The 15432-nt window shown below is 60.0% G+C and carries 12 protein-coding genes; 6 read left to right on the top strand and 6 right to left on the bottom strand.

The window, feature by feature from the left end; all coding sequences use genetic code 11:
- Positions 1 to 16: 16 nt before the first annotated feature.
- On the bottom strand, positions 17 to 4201 hold the full coding sequence (locus tag AC1RAC_RS26985) for a Tc toxin subunit A (RefSeq protein ID WP_492617134.1): 4185 nt from the start codon (positions 4199 to 4201) through the stop codon (positions 17 to 19).
- Positions 4202 to 4371: 170 nt separating this feature from the next.
- Between AC1RAC_RS26985 and AC1RAC_RS26980 the strand changes: the two genes are divergently transcribed.
- A complete protein-coding gene (locus AC1RAC_RS26980; RefSeq protein ID WP_034126362.1) occupies positions 4372 to 4836 on the top strand; it encodes a hypothetical protein in 465 nt (154 codons plus the stop codon).
- 14 nt (positions 4837 to 4850) lie between these two features.
- Entirely contained in the window at positions 4851 to 5663 is an 813-nt protein-coding gene (locus AC1RAC_RS26975; RefSeq protein WP_072447125.1) for an SDR family oxidoreductase, read from the top strand.
- Here AC1RAC_RS26975 and AC1RAC_RS26970 read toward each other — a convergent pair.
- Complete coding sequence (locus AC1RAC_RS26970; RefSeq protein WP_054919259.1) at positions 5660 to 6517, bottom strand: LysR family transcriptional regulator; 858 nt, start codon at positions 6515 to 6517, stop codon at positions 5660 to 5662. The two genes, AC1RAC_RS26975 and AC1RAC_RS26970, sit on opposite strands and share 4 nt — an antisense overlap.
- A gap of 111 nt (positions 6518 to 6628) precedes the next feature.
- Between AC1RAC_RS26970 and AC1RAC_RS26965 the strand changes: the two genes are divergently transcribed.
- From AC1RAC_RS26965 to AC1RAC_RS26955, 3 genes are all read left to right on the top strand, one after another.
- Entirely contained in the window at positions 6629 to 7816 is a 1188-nt protein-coding gene (locus tag AC1RAC_RS26965) for an MFS transporter (protein ID WP_492617133.1), read from the top strand.
- The gene (locus AC1RAC_RS26960; RefSeq protein WP_186527696.1) at positions 7809 to 8210 is read left to right on the top strand and encodes a DUF4440 domain-containing protein; all 402 of its coding nucleotides are present in this window, start codon (positions 7809 to 7811) and stop codon (positions 8208 to 8210) included. The genes AC1RAC_RS26965 and AC1RAC_RS26960 overlap by 8 nt, the downstream gene beginning before the upstream one ends.
- Positions 8211 to 8533: 323 nt before the next feature.
- Positions 8534 to 9115 carry a protein-tyrosine phosphatase family protein gene (locus tag AC1RAC_RS26955; protein WP_186527697.1) on the top strand — a complete coding sequence of 194 codons (582 nt, stop codon included), beginning with the start codon at positions 8534 to 8536 and terminating at the stop codon, positions 9113 to 9115.
- A gap of 310 nt (positions 9116 to 9425) precedes the next feature.
- Here the strand turns inward: AC1RAC_RS26955 and AC1RAC_RS26950 are convergent, their stop codons facing one another.
- From AC1RAC_RS26950 to AC1RAC_RS26935, 4 genes are read right to left on the bottom strand one after another with little or no spacing between them, the layout of a single operon-like run.
- Positions 9426 to 10286, bottom strand: a complete 861-nt coding sequence (locus AC1RAC_RS26950; protein ID WP_186527698.1) for an efflux RND transporter periplasmic adaptor subunit — start codon at positions 10284 to 10286, stop codon at positions 9426 to 9428.
- Between the two features lie 10 nt (positions 10287 to 10296).
- Entirely contained in the window at positions 10297 to 10497 is a 201-nt protein-coding gene (locus AC1RAC_RS26945; RefSeq protein WP_005784982.1) for a DUF1656 domain-containing protein, read from the bottom strand.
- Positions 10487 to 12664, bottom strand: a complete 2178-nt coding sequence (locus tag AC1RAC_RS26940; protein ID WP_492617132.1) for an FUSC family protein — start codon at positions 12662 to 12664, stop codon at positions 10487 to 10489. The genes AC1RAC_RS26945 and AC1RAC_RS26940 overlap by 11 nt, the downstream gene beginning before the upstream one ends.
- Positions 12665 to 12674: 10 nt before the next feature.
- Positions 12675 to 14186 carry an efflux transporter outer membrane subunit gene (locus AC1RAC_RS26935; protein ID WP_294163724.1) on the bottom strand — a complete coding sequence of 504 codons (1512 nt, stop codon included), beginning with the start codon at positions 14184 to 14186 and terminating at the stop codon, positions 12675 to 12677.
- 181 nt (positions 14187 to 14367) lie between these two features.
- On the opposite strand from AC1RAC_RS26935, the gene AC1RAC_RS26930 reads away from it, so the two are divergent.
- Positions 14368 to 15327 carry a LysR family transcriptional regulator gene (locus AC1RAC_RS26930; RefSeq protein WP_034126355.1) on the top strand — a complete coding sequence of 320 codons (960 nt, stop codon included), beginning with the start codon at positions 14368 to 14370 and terminating at the stop codon, positions 15325 to 15327.
- Positions 15328 to 15432: the final 105 nt, after the last annotated feature.

The following is a 15432-nucleotide window of genomic DNA, read 5'->3' as shown; positions in this document are numbered from 1 at the left end:
AAAAGTGCGCAGGCGCTCAGCGCCGGGCAGCCATGACCGCATTGCCTACCGCTTGCCAGGCCACACCCGTACTGTCGCCGTGCAGGGCTGTGGCCCTGAGCAAGTCCGCCGCAGCCAGCCCGCTGGCGGCACAGGTGGCTTGGCTGCGCAGGATCCAGTCGATGTCGGCCATGGAGCAGGCGCGCTTTTGCGCCAGCAGTTGGAAAAGCTCATGCACGTCGTCCTGCCGCCACCCCAACAGCCTGGCCAAAACGGAAGCGGCCTGGTCGCTGACTGCAGCGCGCAATGTTTTGTTTTTGAGCGCTGTTTTTCCGGGGTTGGCCGCGATGAAATAACCCAGCAATGCCTCCTCCGCCTGGCTTTGGCCATGAAACCACTGACTGTAGCGGCTCAGCAGGTAGAAGCTCTTGAGGTTCAACTCCAGATTTCTACCCGGAACTCCCAGCCATTGCGGATTAAGCAAAAACACACGCAAGGCACTGGTGCTCAACCGCAGGTCCATCACCACTGTCCCATGACGCAATACACGCTCGAGTTGATTGATCAATGAGTCAGTGGCGGCTGCGGTAGCCAGCCCCAACACCGCTGACAACAGGGCGTTTACCGAGGTCTGTGCCCAACGCAGTACAACTTGGGTGCGGTCCATCGGCAGGTTGATCATTTCTTGTGCCAAACCTTCGATCAGCCGCAGTTGGCGGTCATGGCCGGCCAGTAACATGTCGGCAAGCTTCGCCACGCTCTGCTCGTGCTCGTGAGGGAAGAGGTTCAACTGCCCCACTCGATAGTTAATCGCTTCTTGCAAGTAATGATGGGGGTCTTCGAGACCTGTGAGCGGAACAGGCCTCACCAGCCCCTGCGGGTCCAGCAAATACTGCAGCACTTCGCGCCATTTGATGGGCTCTCGTGCGGCAGCGGACTTGGGCCGTTCATAAACAGGCAGATTCAGCGCCGAGATCTGCTCATCGGTAATCAATACCTCTCGCGTCGCGGCGGCCAATATGCCCAAGCGGTCCACCAAGCCTTGGGGGGGCAGGTAATCTCCAAGCTCCAGGCCCAACGCGCGGCGTACCCCGGTAACACTTTGCTTGCTGTCCTTGAGCCAATTCACGGCCCAATCCATCTGCATCAACACATCGAGAACGTCAGGCGCGGGCGCCATTGCATCCTCTTCCCAAGCCTCTACGGTCGGTAGGTGTCTTTTAGGCAGCGTGCCGCACTTTACTTGCAGGTGGTGAACTGAAGACGGTTGGCTGGTTATTACCTCCCAAGCTGTCCTTGAAAGGCGCTTGCCGCTGAGCGACAACGTCCCACCAGCGCTCAACGGTTCAAGCGTAAGCGCGCTGCCGTCAGGATTGCGCACGAAGTTTTCTTCGTCTGAATGCTGGGGCTGCCGTTCCAGGGTAAACACCCGCGTGCCAGCTGCTGATGCAAAGTCGGTCCCCGCCAGCACAAACAAGGCTGAACCTGGCAGCAGACGCAATAAGGTACCTTCATGCGCGGCATCAACCACCAGCACCAGCCTGATGCTCATATCGCTGGCGCCCTGCGCAGTCAACGACCATGGCCTGAGGGACGACAATGAGGGTTGTAGCAGGCGCCCGGTACAGAGTAATCGCTGGTACTCCAGCCCCCCCAGCATATCCACCAGGCCCCAGCCTTCCTCCGGCGACAAGCCAAACATTTGCGGAATACGCGCCTGACGGTAGAGCGAGGACAGGGTGCCAAGGTCGCGGAGTAACGGCCCAACAAAATCCTTCGTTTGGTTGGCCAAGCGAGAAAGCGATGACTCTGTAGGCTCAAGGCCGAGCGCGGCACAGAGTTGTGCGACGATTTTTTTGTTCGCAGCGTCTGTCCCACTGACATTAAAGGCGGCTCTATTGAGTTCCAACGGCGTATCGAACAGCGCAGCAGGGTTAAAGACTTGGTCAAACAGCGGCACCTTGTCACCCGTGGCGTAAGGCGTGAGATCGTGGAGGAACGCCGCAAATTCTTCGGGTTTGATGCCATAACGTCGGCTGAAATAACGATAAACACCCAAGACCCGCAGGGTATTGGTGTTCAGGTCCATGGTCAGGTTGTGTTCACCCTCGCTGCGGATGGCGCAAATGAGCAGCGTGTCCAGTTCGGCATAGGACATGTCCATACCGAGGTCTTTCTTCAGCCAGCGCTGCAGACGAATCATGCGTTGCAGGCGGTCAAACCGTTGAGGGGACGTTTTAGTCAGGTACCAGACCGTGCGGCTACCGAGCGTGGTTTCCTTGAGGCCCATGGAATTGTCGAACTGGTCCGCACACGTCGAGACAACGGTAGCAGGCACAACACTGTCATAACGCTCGCTGCCATGGCCGTTGACATAACACGCGCCATAGTGAGAGGCGTGCGGGTATGCCTTGCCGACGCCATTGCCCCCCGTCCATTGTGGGTTGCCGCTGGGGCAATTGGGAGACACGTGGGGGAAATGCTGACGCTGGGATAAAAGCGCCTCGACCTGCTCGGCATCCAGCTCCGAACGTTGCATGAAGGTCTCGAGCTGCACCAGTGGGTTGTCAACGTGACCAATACCTTGGAGACCGTAACTGCGCTGAAAAAACTCCTGCTGCTCGGCCGTCCATGTCACGTACTCATCCAGGACAATGGTGAAGCTGAGTACCGCCAGTGAAACGGGCCTAGTGGTAGTGCCCGTGGTGGTGGTGACAGTAAATGAGGCTCGATAGCCCGGTTCGATAGGAAACGGTTCTTCTCCCCCCCAGCGGATAACTGTGCAGATTGTTGAGGTATTCGCGGGGTGAAGATAATTAGGCGTCCAAATATTAGCCGTGTTCGCATATAACGGCGTCCCAGAATTAATCCAGAAAAGACCCTCTCGTTTAGTATCGTCAGGCCCCGAGAATTCAATCGTTGCCGTGCTCGTCAATTTCCCTTGGTTGACTAAGGTTTCTGCCTGAGGCACAACAGACTTCAGGCTTGACTGTGGGGATATCAGTAAAGCAATCCTGATGGCCGAATGCGGACTCAGATGAGAAGTCCCCGGCCCTGCCCAGGTCTGCGTCAGCTGAGCCTTCGATAGATAAAACGTGGTGAACAATGAAGGTTCGATCAACAGTTGCTGTTGCTGAGGGCTTAACCCCGACATCAACAGTTGCGCTTGCGCTGCAGTGTTCTGCACCACGCCATAATCGTTCAAGCCCCGTTGGCTGATGGGCAACTGCAAGCTGATGCGATAGTTCAACTCCCCCAACTCAAGCTTCTTTTCGGCCAGCCCTAATCGGCATTGGTGGTGAGGGTAGTAATACGGAAACATGAACGGATAGCGCCGCTCGGCCAGTACGTCGTAAATCGGCTTGTTGGCATCCGGCTTTCCTGTCCGGTACCGGGCGATGTCGGCCATAAGTATCTCATTGACTAACTCCAGCATCGGTCTGGGGGTAAAGGTGCTTTGCTGGTCAATGATCAACCCCTCCAGATCGGGCCGCCGAGTCCTCAACAGAATCTTGGGCCGATCACCCTGGCCGGAGCCTTCCAGGGTGCGCGTAGCGAAACGATATTGAGCGCTGAGGTAGGCCACCGGCGAATCGACCGCCGCCATCGCGCCCACTTTGCAGAACTCATCCCAGTTTTCCTTGAACAGGTTCGGGAAACTCGGCCCGACATCGACCAGCGCACGCACACCGGTCTGCTGGCCCTGGTACTGGGTTCTGCCGTTGGATACCTGGTGTTCACGGTACAGCCGACCGATCTGCACCGCATAGCACATGGCATTGTCATAGGCCACCTCGCCATCCGCCTCGCAGATCTCACCCAGGCGTTGGACGAAGTGGGGCTTGGGTTGGGCGATGATGTCGAACACCGACGCCATGCCCAATTGCTGCATCGCGGTGATGAAGCTGACTTTTTCCAGGCCCACTTGCCGTTCGGGCTCGTTGACCAACGTAAGAAGCAGACGGTCAGTTCTCGAGTCGTTGTCCATGCCCACGCATTCCCTCAGGTAGAGATACACCGCTATGTCCAACAAACTGAGTGGTTCTAAAAAATAAAGAACCTGTGAACTCTGACAGTAGCGACGAACGGTGCCTGAGGAACGGCCGAACACCCGAGTTGCCTGAATTGGGCGAGCCTGCCGTTGGCGGAAACTGGCTTGGCTCTGGTGGAAGCTTGCATTGATGGCTTGCAGGCCGATGCTTGTGCTCAGTAAGTCAGTCATCGCGGGCGAGCCCACTCCCATAGTTTGACCGGGTACATCATTGGAATAGGGTCAACCTGTGGGAGCTGGCTTGCCTGCGATGGCGTCCGTGCGGCCAGCACAATGCTCAAGCTAACCCATCCCGCCTACGCTTAAGTTAGGATGCTCGTTCCCTATTCGAGGTGGTCTCCATGTTCTTCGGCGTTCTCCTGATCATCACCTGGCTGATCCTGCTGCTGCGCTACCCGGCCAAGGCGCTGCCGGTATCGTTGGCCGCTGCCGTCGGCCTGGGGTTTGTCGCGGTTTGGGTGGTATGGCTGGACAATCGCGAAGCGTCACAACTGGCGCGTCTTGAGTTGCGCATCACCTACGCGCCGCAAGACTGCCCCGCCGACCGACCGCTCAAACTGACCCTCAACAACGGCAACGATGTACCGCTCACCGAACTGCGCTGGCGCGTGGCCGCCTACGCACCGGGCGATACGGTCAACCTGGCCGACAACGTCTACGCCGCCCCACGCTATCGCGGCCCCGGCGAGTTGCAGGCGGGCGCCACCTGGGATGACTGCCTGCCCACCCCGCCGCTGCGCCCCGGCTATCGCCCACAAACCCTGGAATTTCGCGCCGAGCACCTGCAAGGCAGTTTCTCGGACTGACAAAGGATGGACCCATGCCCAACGTACTGATCACCGGTTGCTCCAGCGGCATCGGCCGCGCCCTCGCCGACGCGTTCAAAGGCGCAGGCTTCGAGGTATGGGCCAGCGCCCGCCAACCCGATGACGTCGCCGCCCTCGCGGTCGCAGGCTTCAATGCTGTGCAGTTGGACGTCAATGACAGCGCCGCTTTACAACTCCTGGCCGGGCAATTGAGCGAGCTGGATGTACTGGTCAACAACGCCGGCTACGGCGCCATGGGCCCGTTGCTCGACGGCGGTACCGAGGCGATGCAACGCCAATTCGAAACCAATGTGTTTTCCATCGTCGGCGTGACCCAGGCGCTGTTCCCTGCCTTGCGTCGCAGCAAGGGCCTGGTGGTGAATATCGGCAGTGTTTCCGGCGTATTGGTGACGCCGTTCGCCGGCGCCTACTGCGCATCCAAAGCCGCCGTGCATGCGTTGAGCGACGCCCTGCGCATGGAGCTGGCACCGTTTGGCGTGCGGGTGATGGAAGTGCAGCCTGGTGCGATCAATACAAGCTTTGCGAAGAATGCCGGCGCCCAGGCCGAGTTACTGATCCAGGAACAGTCGCCATGGTGGCCATTGCGCGAGGGCATTCGTGCACGCAGCCAAGCGTCCCAGGACAAGCCAACCCCGGCCAGTGAGTTTGCTGCAGACGTGCTCAAGGCGGTGCAGCAAGCGCAACCGCCGCGCCTGTTGCGTTCGGGCAACGGCAGCCGCGCGTTGCCGTTGATGGCGGCGCTGTTGCCCAAGGGGTTGTTGGAGAAGGTGCTGAAGAAGCGCTTTGGCTTGGGCGGCAGGCTCTAAGGTTTCATGAAATCAATGAACGCCCGCACCTTCAGCGGCAAATGCCGCGTGTCTGGATACATCGCGTAAACCCCTTGCGGGGCAAAGCGGTGGTCCGCCAACAGGCGCACCAAGCGTCCCGCGTCGACATCCCCCTGCACCAACCATTGCGGTAAAACCGCCACACCGTGGCCGCGCACCGCAAATGCCTGGAGGACCGCCGCGCTGTCGGCCACCAAGGCTGACGGGCCGGCTCGATAAGGGTGTTCGAGACCTGCCGGGTCGGTGACGCTCAGTTCGCTCAAGCGGCCGTGGCCCAGCCTGGGCAACTGCTCCAACTCAGCCAGGGTTTGAACTGCGGCAAACTGCGGCGCCGCGACGGCGAACACGTCGAATGTGGACAACTGCACGGCGCGGTGATTGGAGTCCAGCAAGCGCCCCAGCCGAATCGCCACGTCAAAACGCTCGGAGATCAGATCGGCGTGGGTGGAGGATGTGGATAAGTGGATATTCAGGTCCGGGTGCAGGCGTCGAAAGGCTTCTACCGCCGGAGCAACTACGGCCAGGGCATATTCGACAGTGGTGGTGATACGCAGGGTGCCTTTGAGCTGGGCATGTTCACTGCGGGCTTCTTCTACCGCCAGGCGGGCCTCTTCAAGCATGCGCGTGCAGCGCAGGTAGAAGCGCTCACCCGCGTCGGTCAGTGCCAGTTGGCGGGTGTTGCGGGTCAGCAGGGTGACGCCGAGTTCCGCCTCCAGGCGCTTGAGGTTGAAGCTGACCACGGCGCGAGTCTGGCCCAGCAGGTCCGCGGCAGCGGTGAGCGAGCCGGCCTCGACCACGGCCTTGAAAGTGTCAAAACGGTCCAGGCTGACCATGGTGGACGCCCTCCTTTGTCAAAAAATTTTTGACAAACTAGCAGGCAAACCGACGTATCCCAAACCCTGCGTGCGGCCTACCCTGCCGGCTCCACTCGCAGGAACGCGTTCATGACCTACCGCTCGAAAGTCGCCTGGATCTTTTTGTTGGGCTTTGCCCTGGACCTGGTGAACATGTTTGTCGCCACCGTCGCCTACCCGGATATCGCCCGCGAACTGCACGCCTCGGTCACCCAGTTAGCGTGGATCAGCAATGCCTACATGCTCGGGCTGACAGTGATCATTCCCTTGAGTGTGTGGTTGGCGGCGCTCATGGGCGAGCGCACCCTGATCGCTACCAGCCTGCTGCTGTTTGCCGGCGCATCGGTGATGGTCGGCCAGGCTGGCTCCATCGAAGCGTTGATAGCTTGGCGCGCCTTGCAGGGGCTCGGCGGCGGCTTACTGATTCCGGTGGGGCAAGCCATGGCTTACCGACACTTTCCCGCGGCCGAGCGCAGCCATTTGACAGCGCGGGTGATGTCGGTGGCGTTGCTGGTGCCAGCGCTGTCCCCGGCGTTGGGTGGGGTGATTGTGGACAGCCTGTCCTGGCGTTGGATTTTCTACGCCAACCTGCCTCTGGCGCTAGTGCCCCTGCTGCTGGCACTGCTGTGGATAAAACCCGATGTGCCTTTAACCGAGCGCCCGCCCCTGGACCTGGGCAGTGTGTTCAAACAAGCCGCCAGCCCGATGCTGCGCGTGGCAATGCTGGTTTACCTGTGTATTCCGGGAGTATTTATCGGCACCAGCCTGATCGCCATCCTCTACGTGCGTGGCCTGGAGTATGACGCCACCCAGACCGGCGCGCTCATGCTGCCGTGGGCACTGGCCTCGGCCGTGGCGATCTACCTGAGCAAGCGACTCTTCAATCGCTGCGGCCCCAAACCCTTGTTACTGGCCGGCATGGCGCTGCAATGCGGCGGTATCCTGCTGCTCAACGAGCCGACGCTGATTATTGCGGCCTACGTCTTGATGGGCCTGGGCGGCAGCTTGTGCAGCAGCACCGCACAAACCCTGGCCTTTCTGGATATTCCCGCCGAGCGCATGGGCCACGCCAGCGCGTTGTGGAACATGAACCGGCAAGTGAGTTTCTGCGTGGGTGCCGCCGTGCTCAGTGCCGTACTGTCGGCCTTGGATTCCTTCGCGATTACCTTCACGATGGCGGCAGCTCTGACCCTGTTGCCGCTTTTCGCAGTGTTGCGCCTGGATGCTTCCAGGGTACGCGCGCTGCTTCACCCTTGCAGCGAGCCCAAACATGATTGACTACAGCGATTTTTTTGAAGAAGTGATCCAGACCCACGTCGAGATCGAACAATGGTTTGCCGGCGTTGCGCCTGAGGGCACGCTGGAAAATCTGCTGGCGCGCTTCTCACCCGAGTTCAGCATGGTGGCGCCCGCCACCGGTACGCGGGTCAACACGGCCGGGGTCAATGCCTTGTTCACGCGCCTGGGCGGGATGCGTCCGGGGTTGAAAATCACCTTGAGCGAAATGACCGGGATTGATCGTCACGCACGCGGCGCCACGGTGACCTATCGCGAACATCAGGTTGACGACAGCGGCACGCGGACCGATCGCCGCGCCACCGTGGTATTTGAGAAGCTCGCCAGTGGCGCGCTGTTGTGGCGGCATTTGCATGAGACATTTATCAAGGCGTAATCGAATAGACGAAATCAGATTTGCTTGCGAATACAGGAACTCAGTCGCCCCTTCCGCTTTGAGCCTTTGCTGTGTACAAAAAACTCAATCAGAGAGCGAAGTAGCTCTTTAATTTCATGTTCACTCATCACCCTATCCATCTTGTACGTCGACGACAATTGGAACTCCTAGCAGTTTCGCAGCGGAATTATGCCTAATCAACGCTAGCCTACCGCTCATCACTTTCTCTCCGTACCTGTTAATTCTGACAGTAGACACCTTTGGGCAGCTCAGCGGATTCTAATTCAGCGAACTGCAACAACCCAAATCAAACGGAGGGTAAAATGAACGTAGACGTATGGAACCTGCAAGGTTACACAGATGCCCTTAGAAAAAATGGAAAAGTAGTTTTTTCAAACTGGGTGACTCTCGACAAAGCTGGGACACAAGTATTCAGAAGCTCCCAACCTTATTACACTGGAAGTGACGACACTATCCAAGATTTTGATGATGATGCCATCAACCTATTGAAAGAATATAATATAAAATTAATTATTAGTTTAAACGCGAACGGTGTAACCGAAGAGGGCATGCTAAAGCTAACTGCAGCGGGCATCACTCACATCAACAAGCCAGTAAAAGACTTCGGTACGCCAACGCTCGCGGACTTATACATTTGTTGTCAATTATTGCATGATACCATTACCAAGGGAGATAAAGCTCTCATTTATTGTGGATTCGGCGCAGGGCGCACAGGAACTTTATGGAGCGCATTCCAAATTTATAGCCTCCCGCGAAACCAGAATCTTAAAACTGAGGTCAGCAGAATCATCAAGGACTCTACCGCCGAAACAACAGGCCAAGAATCAGTTATGCTGGAACTTGCAACTGGCCTAAACGTAATTAATGTAAAAACCGAGCTATAACGAGGGACCGCCATATCAAGTGTCGCACCTTACTTCTAAATAGGTGCGACCTCACCACATGCTGCTTTCTGACTACACGAACACACCAAAACTCAGCGAGGGATCACGCCCCACCGCTTAATTTTAAATAGCTCCACCGCACTCAAACTCGTCGCTATCAAAACTTAAAAACAGCCAGACATTTTGGCTCTAACGAAGCAGCCCTTCCACGTAGATCACCTCCATAATTTTTCCATATAAGAATCGAACGAAACTAATCATTATCGCACGCGCTACCGCCTTGCTATTCAGTTAGCATTTATAACCATTTTTACAGCCGGTTTGCCTGCACAATGACGGTGCAAGTAATCCCCGCCGCCAACAACACGCCCTCCGGCACTTCATCAATGTGAATCCGCACCGGCACACGCTGGGCCAAGCGCACCCAGTTGAAGGTCGGGTTCACATCGGCGATCAGTTCACGGCTCTCGGGGTTGTCGCGATCGTAGATGCCGCGCGAGATGCTTTCCACATGGCCCTTCAAGGTCTCGCCGCTCATCAATTGCATATCGGCTTTGTCGCCCACCTTCACGTGGGGCAGTTTGGTTTCTTCGAAGAAGCCATACACCCAGAACGAATTCATATCCACTACAGCCATCTTCGCTTCGCCGATACGCGCATAGTCGCCACGGTGCACGTTGAGGTTGGTGACATAACCGTCCACCGCCGCCAGCACTCGCGTGCGTTTCAAGTTGAGTTCGGCGGCCTCCAGTTGCGCCAGGGCGTGCTGATAATCGGCCAGGGCCGAGTCGGCGATGTTGCTGGCGTCGTCGCGGTTTTCCCTGGAGATCACCAGGGCGTCGAGGTCGGCGCGGCGGTGCGCGTTGACCTTGCGCATTTCCCAGGTGGCCTTGCGGGAGGCCACCAGCGATTGCGCTTGCTTGACGGCAATGCGGTAGTGCTCGGGGTCGATCTGCATCAGCAGGTCGCCTTTTTTCACCAACTGGTTATCGCGTACCGGTACGTCCACCACTTCGCCGGTGACGTCAGCCGCCACATTGATAATGTCGGCGCGCACCCGACCATCGCGGGTCCACGGCGTTTGCATGTAGTGCACCCACAACGTGCGGCCAATCCAGATCGCCAACGCCAGAACCAGCAAGGTGGCGAGCAGGCTGAAAAACTTTTTCATCGGGGCATTCTCAACGGTAGACGCTCAGCGCCAGGGCGCCGAACAGGCAAGCGAACAGGCTCAGGCGCAGCAGCGCCGGGTGCCAGAAGAAACGGTACAGGTCGAACCCGGCCAGGAAGCGGTCAATCGCCCAGGCCAGCCCGGCTGCGATCAAGAACATCAAGGTCATGGTCGGCATATAGATGCCGTGGAATGCAATTTCACGAGGCATTCGGGGCTCCTTTGAGGGCGGCCAGAGGCGATTGCGGGTCGAGCAACGAGGTGCGAATAAAGTGCAGGTAGCTCTTCACACGGCGCAGGGCCGAGGTGTCGAAGTGCGGGGCGAAGGGTTCGTCGGTGGCCTGCACGCGACTGATCGCATGGTCGACGGCAATCCACCCGCGCTCCAGGTTGCTGGCGCTGGGTTGCAGGAACAGCCGCACCAGCGAGCGTCCCATCACGCGGATCGCCTGGCGCCACGGCTGCGATTCGGCATACGCCGGGTGCACCGGCAAAATCGCCTGCTCCTTGCGCAGCTCGATGATCGCGTGGCCGACCTCCAGCACCACGAACATCCAGCGCAGCAAATCGCGCTGCACCTGCGGCTCGCCGGCCGCGAGGCCATACGCCTGGTGCAGCAGGTCGCGGGTGCGGCTTTCAAAGCTCGATGCCAGGCCCTTGAGCTTGCCGCTGATGGCATACACCACTTGCTCACGCAGGTCTTGCTCCAGGCGGCGCCACAACCAGCGGCTGTTGGGCGGCAGGATGATCGCCCCCGCCGCCGCGCACACCAGCATGCCGATGACCATGGCGATGTAGTCGTTGATAAAGGTGTAAGGGTTGTAGACCGTAAGGTTGTCCGGCACCGAGCCGGTGCTGAAGAAGATCAACAGGCCCACACCCACACCGGCGTATTGCGGGCGTGAAGACAGAAAGGCCCCGAAGATGATCACCGGCGCGAGCATCACGCACAGCAGCGGGAAACCGTCGATCAAGGGGAACACAAAGAACATTTCGACAAAGCCGACCAAGGCGCCGATCAAGGTGCCGCAGGCCATCTGGAACGCCATGCGCTTGGGGTTGGGCGTGGCAGCAGACAGGCCCACCGTGGCCGCCGCGATCAGGGTCATGGTGGCGCCGCTGGGCCAGGCCGTGGCCACCCAGTAACTGCCCAGCACAACCAGGATAAACGAGGCGCGCACCCCGGCAGCGGCACAGGCCAACCAGTTGGTCTTTGGCGTGTAGGCTTCGTGCCAATCCTCCCGTGCATGGCGATGCTCGGCCAGGGACGCGTGGGTTTGCGCGTAGTTGTGCAGGTCGTCGACGAAGCGGTACAGCAGCTCGTAGGCAGTGTGGAAATCCAACTGCTCGGCGTCCGTCGGGTTGTCTTCCTGGAAGCTCGCCCGCAGGCTGCGCACCTTGGCGGGCAGGCCGTCCTTGTAGGCGCTCAGTTGGTTGACCAGGCGCGCGGCATCGGGGCTGGTGAGGGCGCGGCCAGAGAAGCTGTCGAGCACTTCGGCCAGGTCTTGCAGGCCGGGTTTGATCGCTGCCACCACATGGTCGGCCTCATCGGCGCGCAAGCGTTCGAGCAATTGGTGCAAGGCGTTGAAGCGTGTGGTGATGCTCATGAATTCGCTGTTGAGGCGACTGAGCCGCCCGTTGCGCCGACGCATGTGCGGGTCCTCAAACACGGTGACGCTACGCAAGCCTTCCAGGCCCACGGCTTCGGCAATAAAGCGCACGTTGCTGGCCTCGAAGCCTTCGCGCTGGCTGCGCCCGCGCAGGCCGTCGGTCACGAACAATGCGAACACGCCGAAGCGCTGGTACAGCGCGTTGCGCATGGCGGCGCTGGAGGTCTGCGGCAGGATGGCGGCGCTGACCAGTGTCGAGCACAGTATCCCCAGGGAGATTTCCAGCACCCGCCACACCGCCGCCATGAAGGCGCCGTCCGGGTGGGCCAGGGCCGGCAGGCCGACCATCGCCGCGGTGTAGCCGGCGAGCACGAACCCATAGGCGCGAAAGTTGCGGTTGCGCGTGGCGCCAGCGGTGCAAATGCCCACCCAGATCGCCAGCGCCCCCAGGAACAGTTCGGTGTTCTGCGCAAACAAGGCGATCAACAGCACCATCACCGCTGAGCCCGCCAAGGTGCCGAGGAAGCGATAGAAACTCTTGGCGAACACCTGGCCGCTCTGGGGCTGCATCACGATAAATACGGTGATCATCGCCGTGCGCGGTTGCGGCAGTTCCAGGCGCATGGCCAGCCACAGCGTCAGGAACGCAGCGACCAGCACTTTGAAGATATACACCCAGGTCACGCCATCACTGCGTGCCCAGTCGAAAAAACCACGGCGCCACTCAAGGGAATGCAGCCAGCGCAGCGGTGCAGGCAAGGGAGTCATCAAGGCCTACTCAGTGATCAAACACGGCGAGCGCCGCCGGAGTCTTGCTTGGGAGTGTCTTGGCAGCCGTGGGCACATCATCGCCAGCACCGAGGCCGCCGCCCAAGGCGGTCACCAGCTCGGCATGGGCGCTGAGGCGTGCCGCCTGCACCTGTTGTTCGATCTGCTGCTGGCGAAACAACAAGGTTTGGGCGTTGAGCACGTTGAGGTAGTCAGTGAGGCCACGTTGATAGGCGACCATGGCGATGTCGTAGGTTTTCTGCGCCGAGGCCACCGACTGCGCGGCGAAGGCCGACTGTTTGTCCATGGACTCGCGGCGGATCAACTGGTCGCTGATGCCCTTGAGCGCATTGACCAGGGTCTGGTTGTACTGGGCCACCGCGATGTCGTAGCCGGCACTGGCTTCACCCAATTGCGCACGCAGGCGGCCGCCGTCGAAGATCGGCAAGGTGATCGCCGGGCCGACGTTGTAGTTGAATTTCTTGCCGGCCAGGAATTCCAGCATGCCGCCCCCAGTGGCCATGTAGCCAAGGCTGCCGACCAGGTCGACGTTGGGATAGAAGCCTGCATGAGCCACATCGATACCCCGTGCCTGGGCCGCTACCTGCCAGCGACTGGCGACCACGTCCGGGCGTTGGCCGAGCAATTGCGCCGGCAGGCTGGAGGGCAATTTCAACGGCGCGGCGAGGGCCAGGGTCGGGCGCTGCAACTGCGCGCCCTCCCCCGGGCCTTTGCCGGCCAACGCCGCCAGTTGGTTACGGCTCAGGGCGATTTCCTCGTCCAGGGCATCCAGTTGGCGATGGGTTTCCGGCAGCGGGGTTTCGGCCTGGCTGACGTCAAAGTGAGTACCGATCCCAGCGGCCAGGCGTTTGTTGGCCAGGTCCAGGATCTGCTGTTGCTGGGCCAGAGTGGCGGCAGCGATGTCACGGTTGGCGTACTGCAACGACAGCTGGATATAGGCGCGCACCACGTTGTTTTGCAGTTCGAGTTGGGCCAGGCGCGCTTCGGCGGCGCTCATGTGCGCCAGGTCGACCGCACGTTCGGTCGTGTTGCTTTCCCGGCCCCACAGGTCGAGGGCGTAGCTCAGTCCCAGGGACGAATTGTTGTCCCAGGTGTTGGCGCCGCTCAATTCGCCAGGACCGTAAAACTGATCCTTCGGCCAGTTGTGGCGCTTGAGGGTGGTGTCGCTGTTGATCTGCAGCGACTCGGCCGACTCGGCCACGCCGGCCAGCGCCCGAGCTTGGCGTACGCGGGCGGCGGCCACGGCCAGGCTGGGGCTGTTGCGGGTGGCGAGTTCGACCCAACGGTTGAGCTGCGGGTCGCCGTAGGCCTGCCACCATTGGGCGGTGGGCCAGTGGGCGTCGCGGTCGGCGCTCTGGATCGCGGCGTCGGTGGCCAGGCTATTGGCGTTGATCGCCTGGCCTTGCGGGGCGATTCCTCCGGTTCCGATGCAACCGCTGATGACTGACGTTAAAGCCCAAACACTGAGAGTCTTCAGCTCTCTGCTGATGCGACGCGGCACGGCAAGCGAATTCCTGAGAGGGTGTTGCGGGAGAGGTGGCGCAATTCTAGGCGGCGCCAGGGAGGACGATAAGCTGGCATTCCTGTGAATCTTTGTTACCGTTCAGGCGATAATCCGTTGGTAGGGATCACTGAAAGCGTAACTTTCTGTCACAATTTGCTATCTCCCTTGAGAACACTCCATGGACACTTTGCAAAACATGCGCGCCTTCAGTTGTGTGGCCGAAGCCGGCAGCTTCACCGCCGCCGCCGTGCAACTGGACACCACCACGGCCAACGTCTCGCGCGCGGTCTCCAACCTTGAGGCCCACCTGCAAACCCGCTTGCTCAACCGCACCACCCGGCGCATCGCGCTGACCGAAGCCGGCAAACGCTATTTGCTGCGCTGCGAGCAGATCCTCGCCTATGTCGAGGAGGCCGAGGCCGAAGCCAGTGACGCCCATGCGCGCCCGGCCGGGCAGTTGAAAGTGCACACCATGACCGGCATCGGCCAGCATTTCGTTATTGACGCCATTGCCCGCTATCGCCGCACCCATCCCGACGTGACCTTCGACCTGACCCTGGCCAACCGCGTGCCGGATTTGCTCGACGAGGGCTACGACGTGTCCATCGTGCTGGCCAGCGAACTGCCGGACTCAGGTTTCGTTTCCCAGCGCCTGGGCATCACCTACAGCATCGCCTGCGCCTCGCCGGACTACGTCAAGGCCAAGGGCTGCGCACAGCGGCCCCAGGACTTGCTCAACCATGCGTGCCTGCGCCTGGTCAGCCCGGTGGTCCAGCTGGACAAATGGACCTTCAACGGCCCTGAAGGCCAGGAAAGCGTGGCGATCAACAGCTCGCCCTTCCTGGTTAACTCGGCCGATGCGATGAAAACCGCGATCACCAGCGGCATGGGCGTCGGCCTGCTGCCGGTGTACGCCGCCATCGAAGGGCTGCGCAACGGCACACTGGTGCGGGTGATGCCGACCTACCGTTCCCAGGAGCTGAACCTGTACGCCATCTACCCCTCGCGCCAATACCTGGATGCAAAGATCAAAACCTGGGTGGAATACCTGCGCGGTTCGTTGCCGGAAATTCTGGCGGCGCACCAGGCGGAGTTGGTGGCGTATGAGTTGAGCGGTGGTGTGCGGATGGCGAACTGATTTTGAAATGCTGCTTCCCACCCCCTAAAAATTTATTGTGGGAGCTGGCTTGCCTGCGATGACGGTGGATCAGCCAACACAATAGTGGCTGACACACCGTCATCG

This window comes from Pseudomonas sp. GW823-FHT02F05 (genome assembly GCF_058797315.1).
This window is presented reverse-complemented; position numbering and strand designations above follow the sequence as displayed.

Bases quoted from the DNA above. Each gene is read 5' to 3' on its own strand.
- AC1RAC_RS26985 (WP_492617134.1), bottom strand. From the start codon at position 4,201: ATGACTGACTTACTGAGCACAAGCATCGGCCTGCAAGCCATCAATGCA.
- AC1RAC_RS26975 (WP_072447125.1), top strand. From the start codon at position 4,851: ATGCCCAACGTACTGATCACCGGTTGCTCCAGCGGCATCGGCCGCGCC.
- AC1RAC_RS26960 (WP_186527696.1), top strand. From the start codon at position 7,809: ATGATTGACTACAGCGATTTTTTTGAAGAAGTGATCCAGACCCACGTC.
- AC1RAC_RS26965 (WP_492617133.1), top strand. From the start codon at position 6,629: ATGACCTACCGCTCGAAAGTCGCCTGGATCTTTTTGTTGGGCTTTGCC.
- AC1RAC_RS26950 (WP_186527698.1), bottom strand. From the start codon at position 10,286: ATGAAAAAGTTTTTCAGCCTGCTCGCCACCTTGCTGGTTCTGGCGTTG.
- AC1RAC_RS26945 (WP_005784982.1), bottom strand. From the start codon at position 10,497: ATGCCTCGTGAAATTGCATTCCACGGCATCTATATGCCGACCATGACC.
- AC1RAC_RS26980 (WP_034126362.1), top strand. From the start codon at position 4,372: ATGTTCTTCGGCGTTCTCCTGATCATCACCTGGCTGATCCTGCTGCTG.
- AC1RAC_RS26955 (WP_186527697.1), top strand. From the start codon at position 8,534: ATGAACGTAGACGTATGGAACCTGCAAGGTTACACAGATGCCCTTAGA.
- AC1RAC_RS26930 (WP_034126355.1), top strand. From the start codon at position 14,368: ATGGACACTTTGCAAAACATGCGCGCCTTCAGTTGTGTGGCCGAAGCC.
- AC1RAC_RS26970 (WP_054919259.1), bottom strand. From the start codon at position 6,517: ATGGTCAGCCTGGACCGTTTTGACACTTTCAAGGCCGTGGTCGAGGCC.
- AC1RAC_RS26940 (WP_492617132.1), bottom strand. From the start codon at position 12,664: ATGACTCCCTTGCCTGCACCGCTGCGCTGGCTGCATTCCCTTGAGTGG.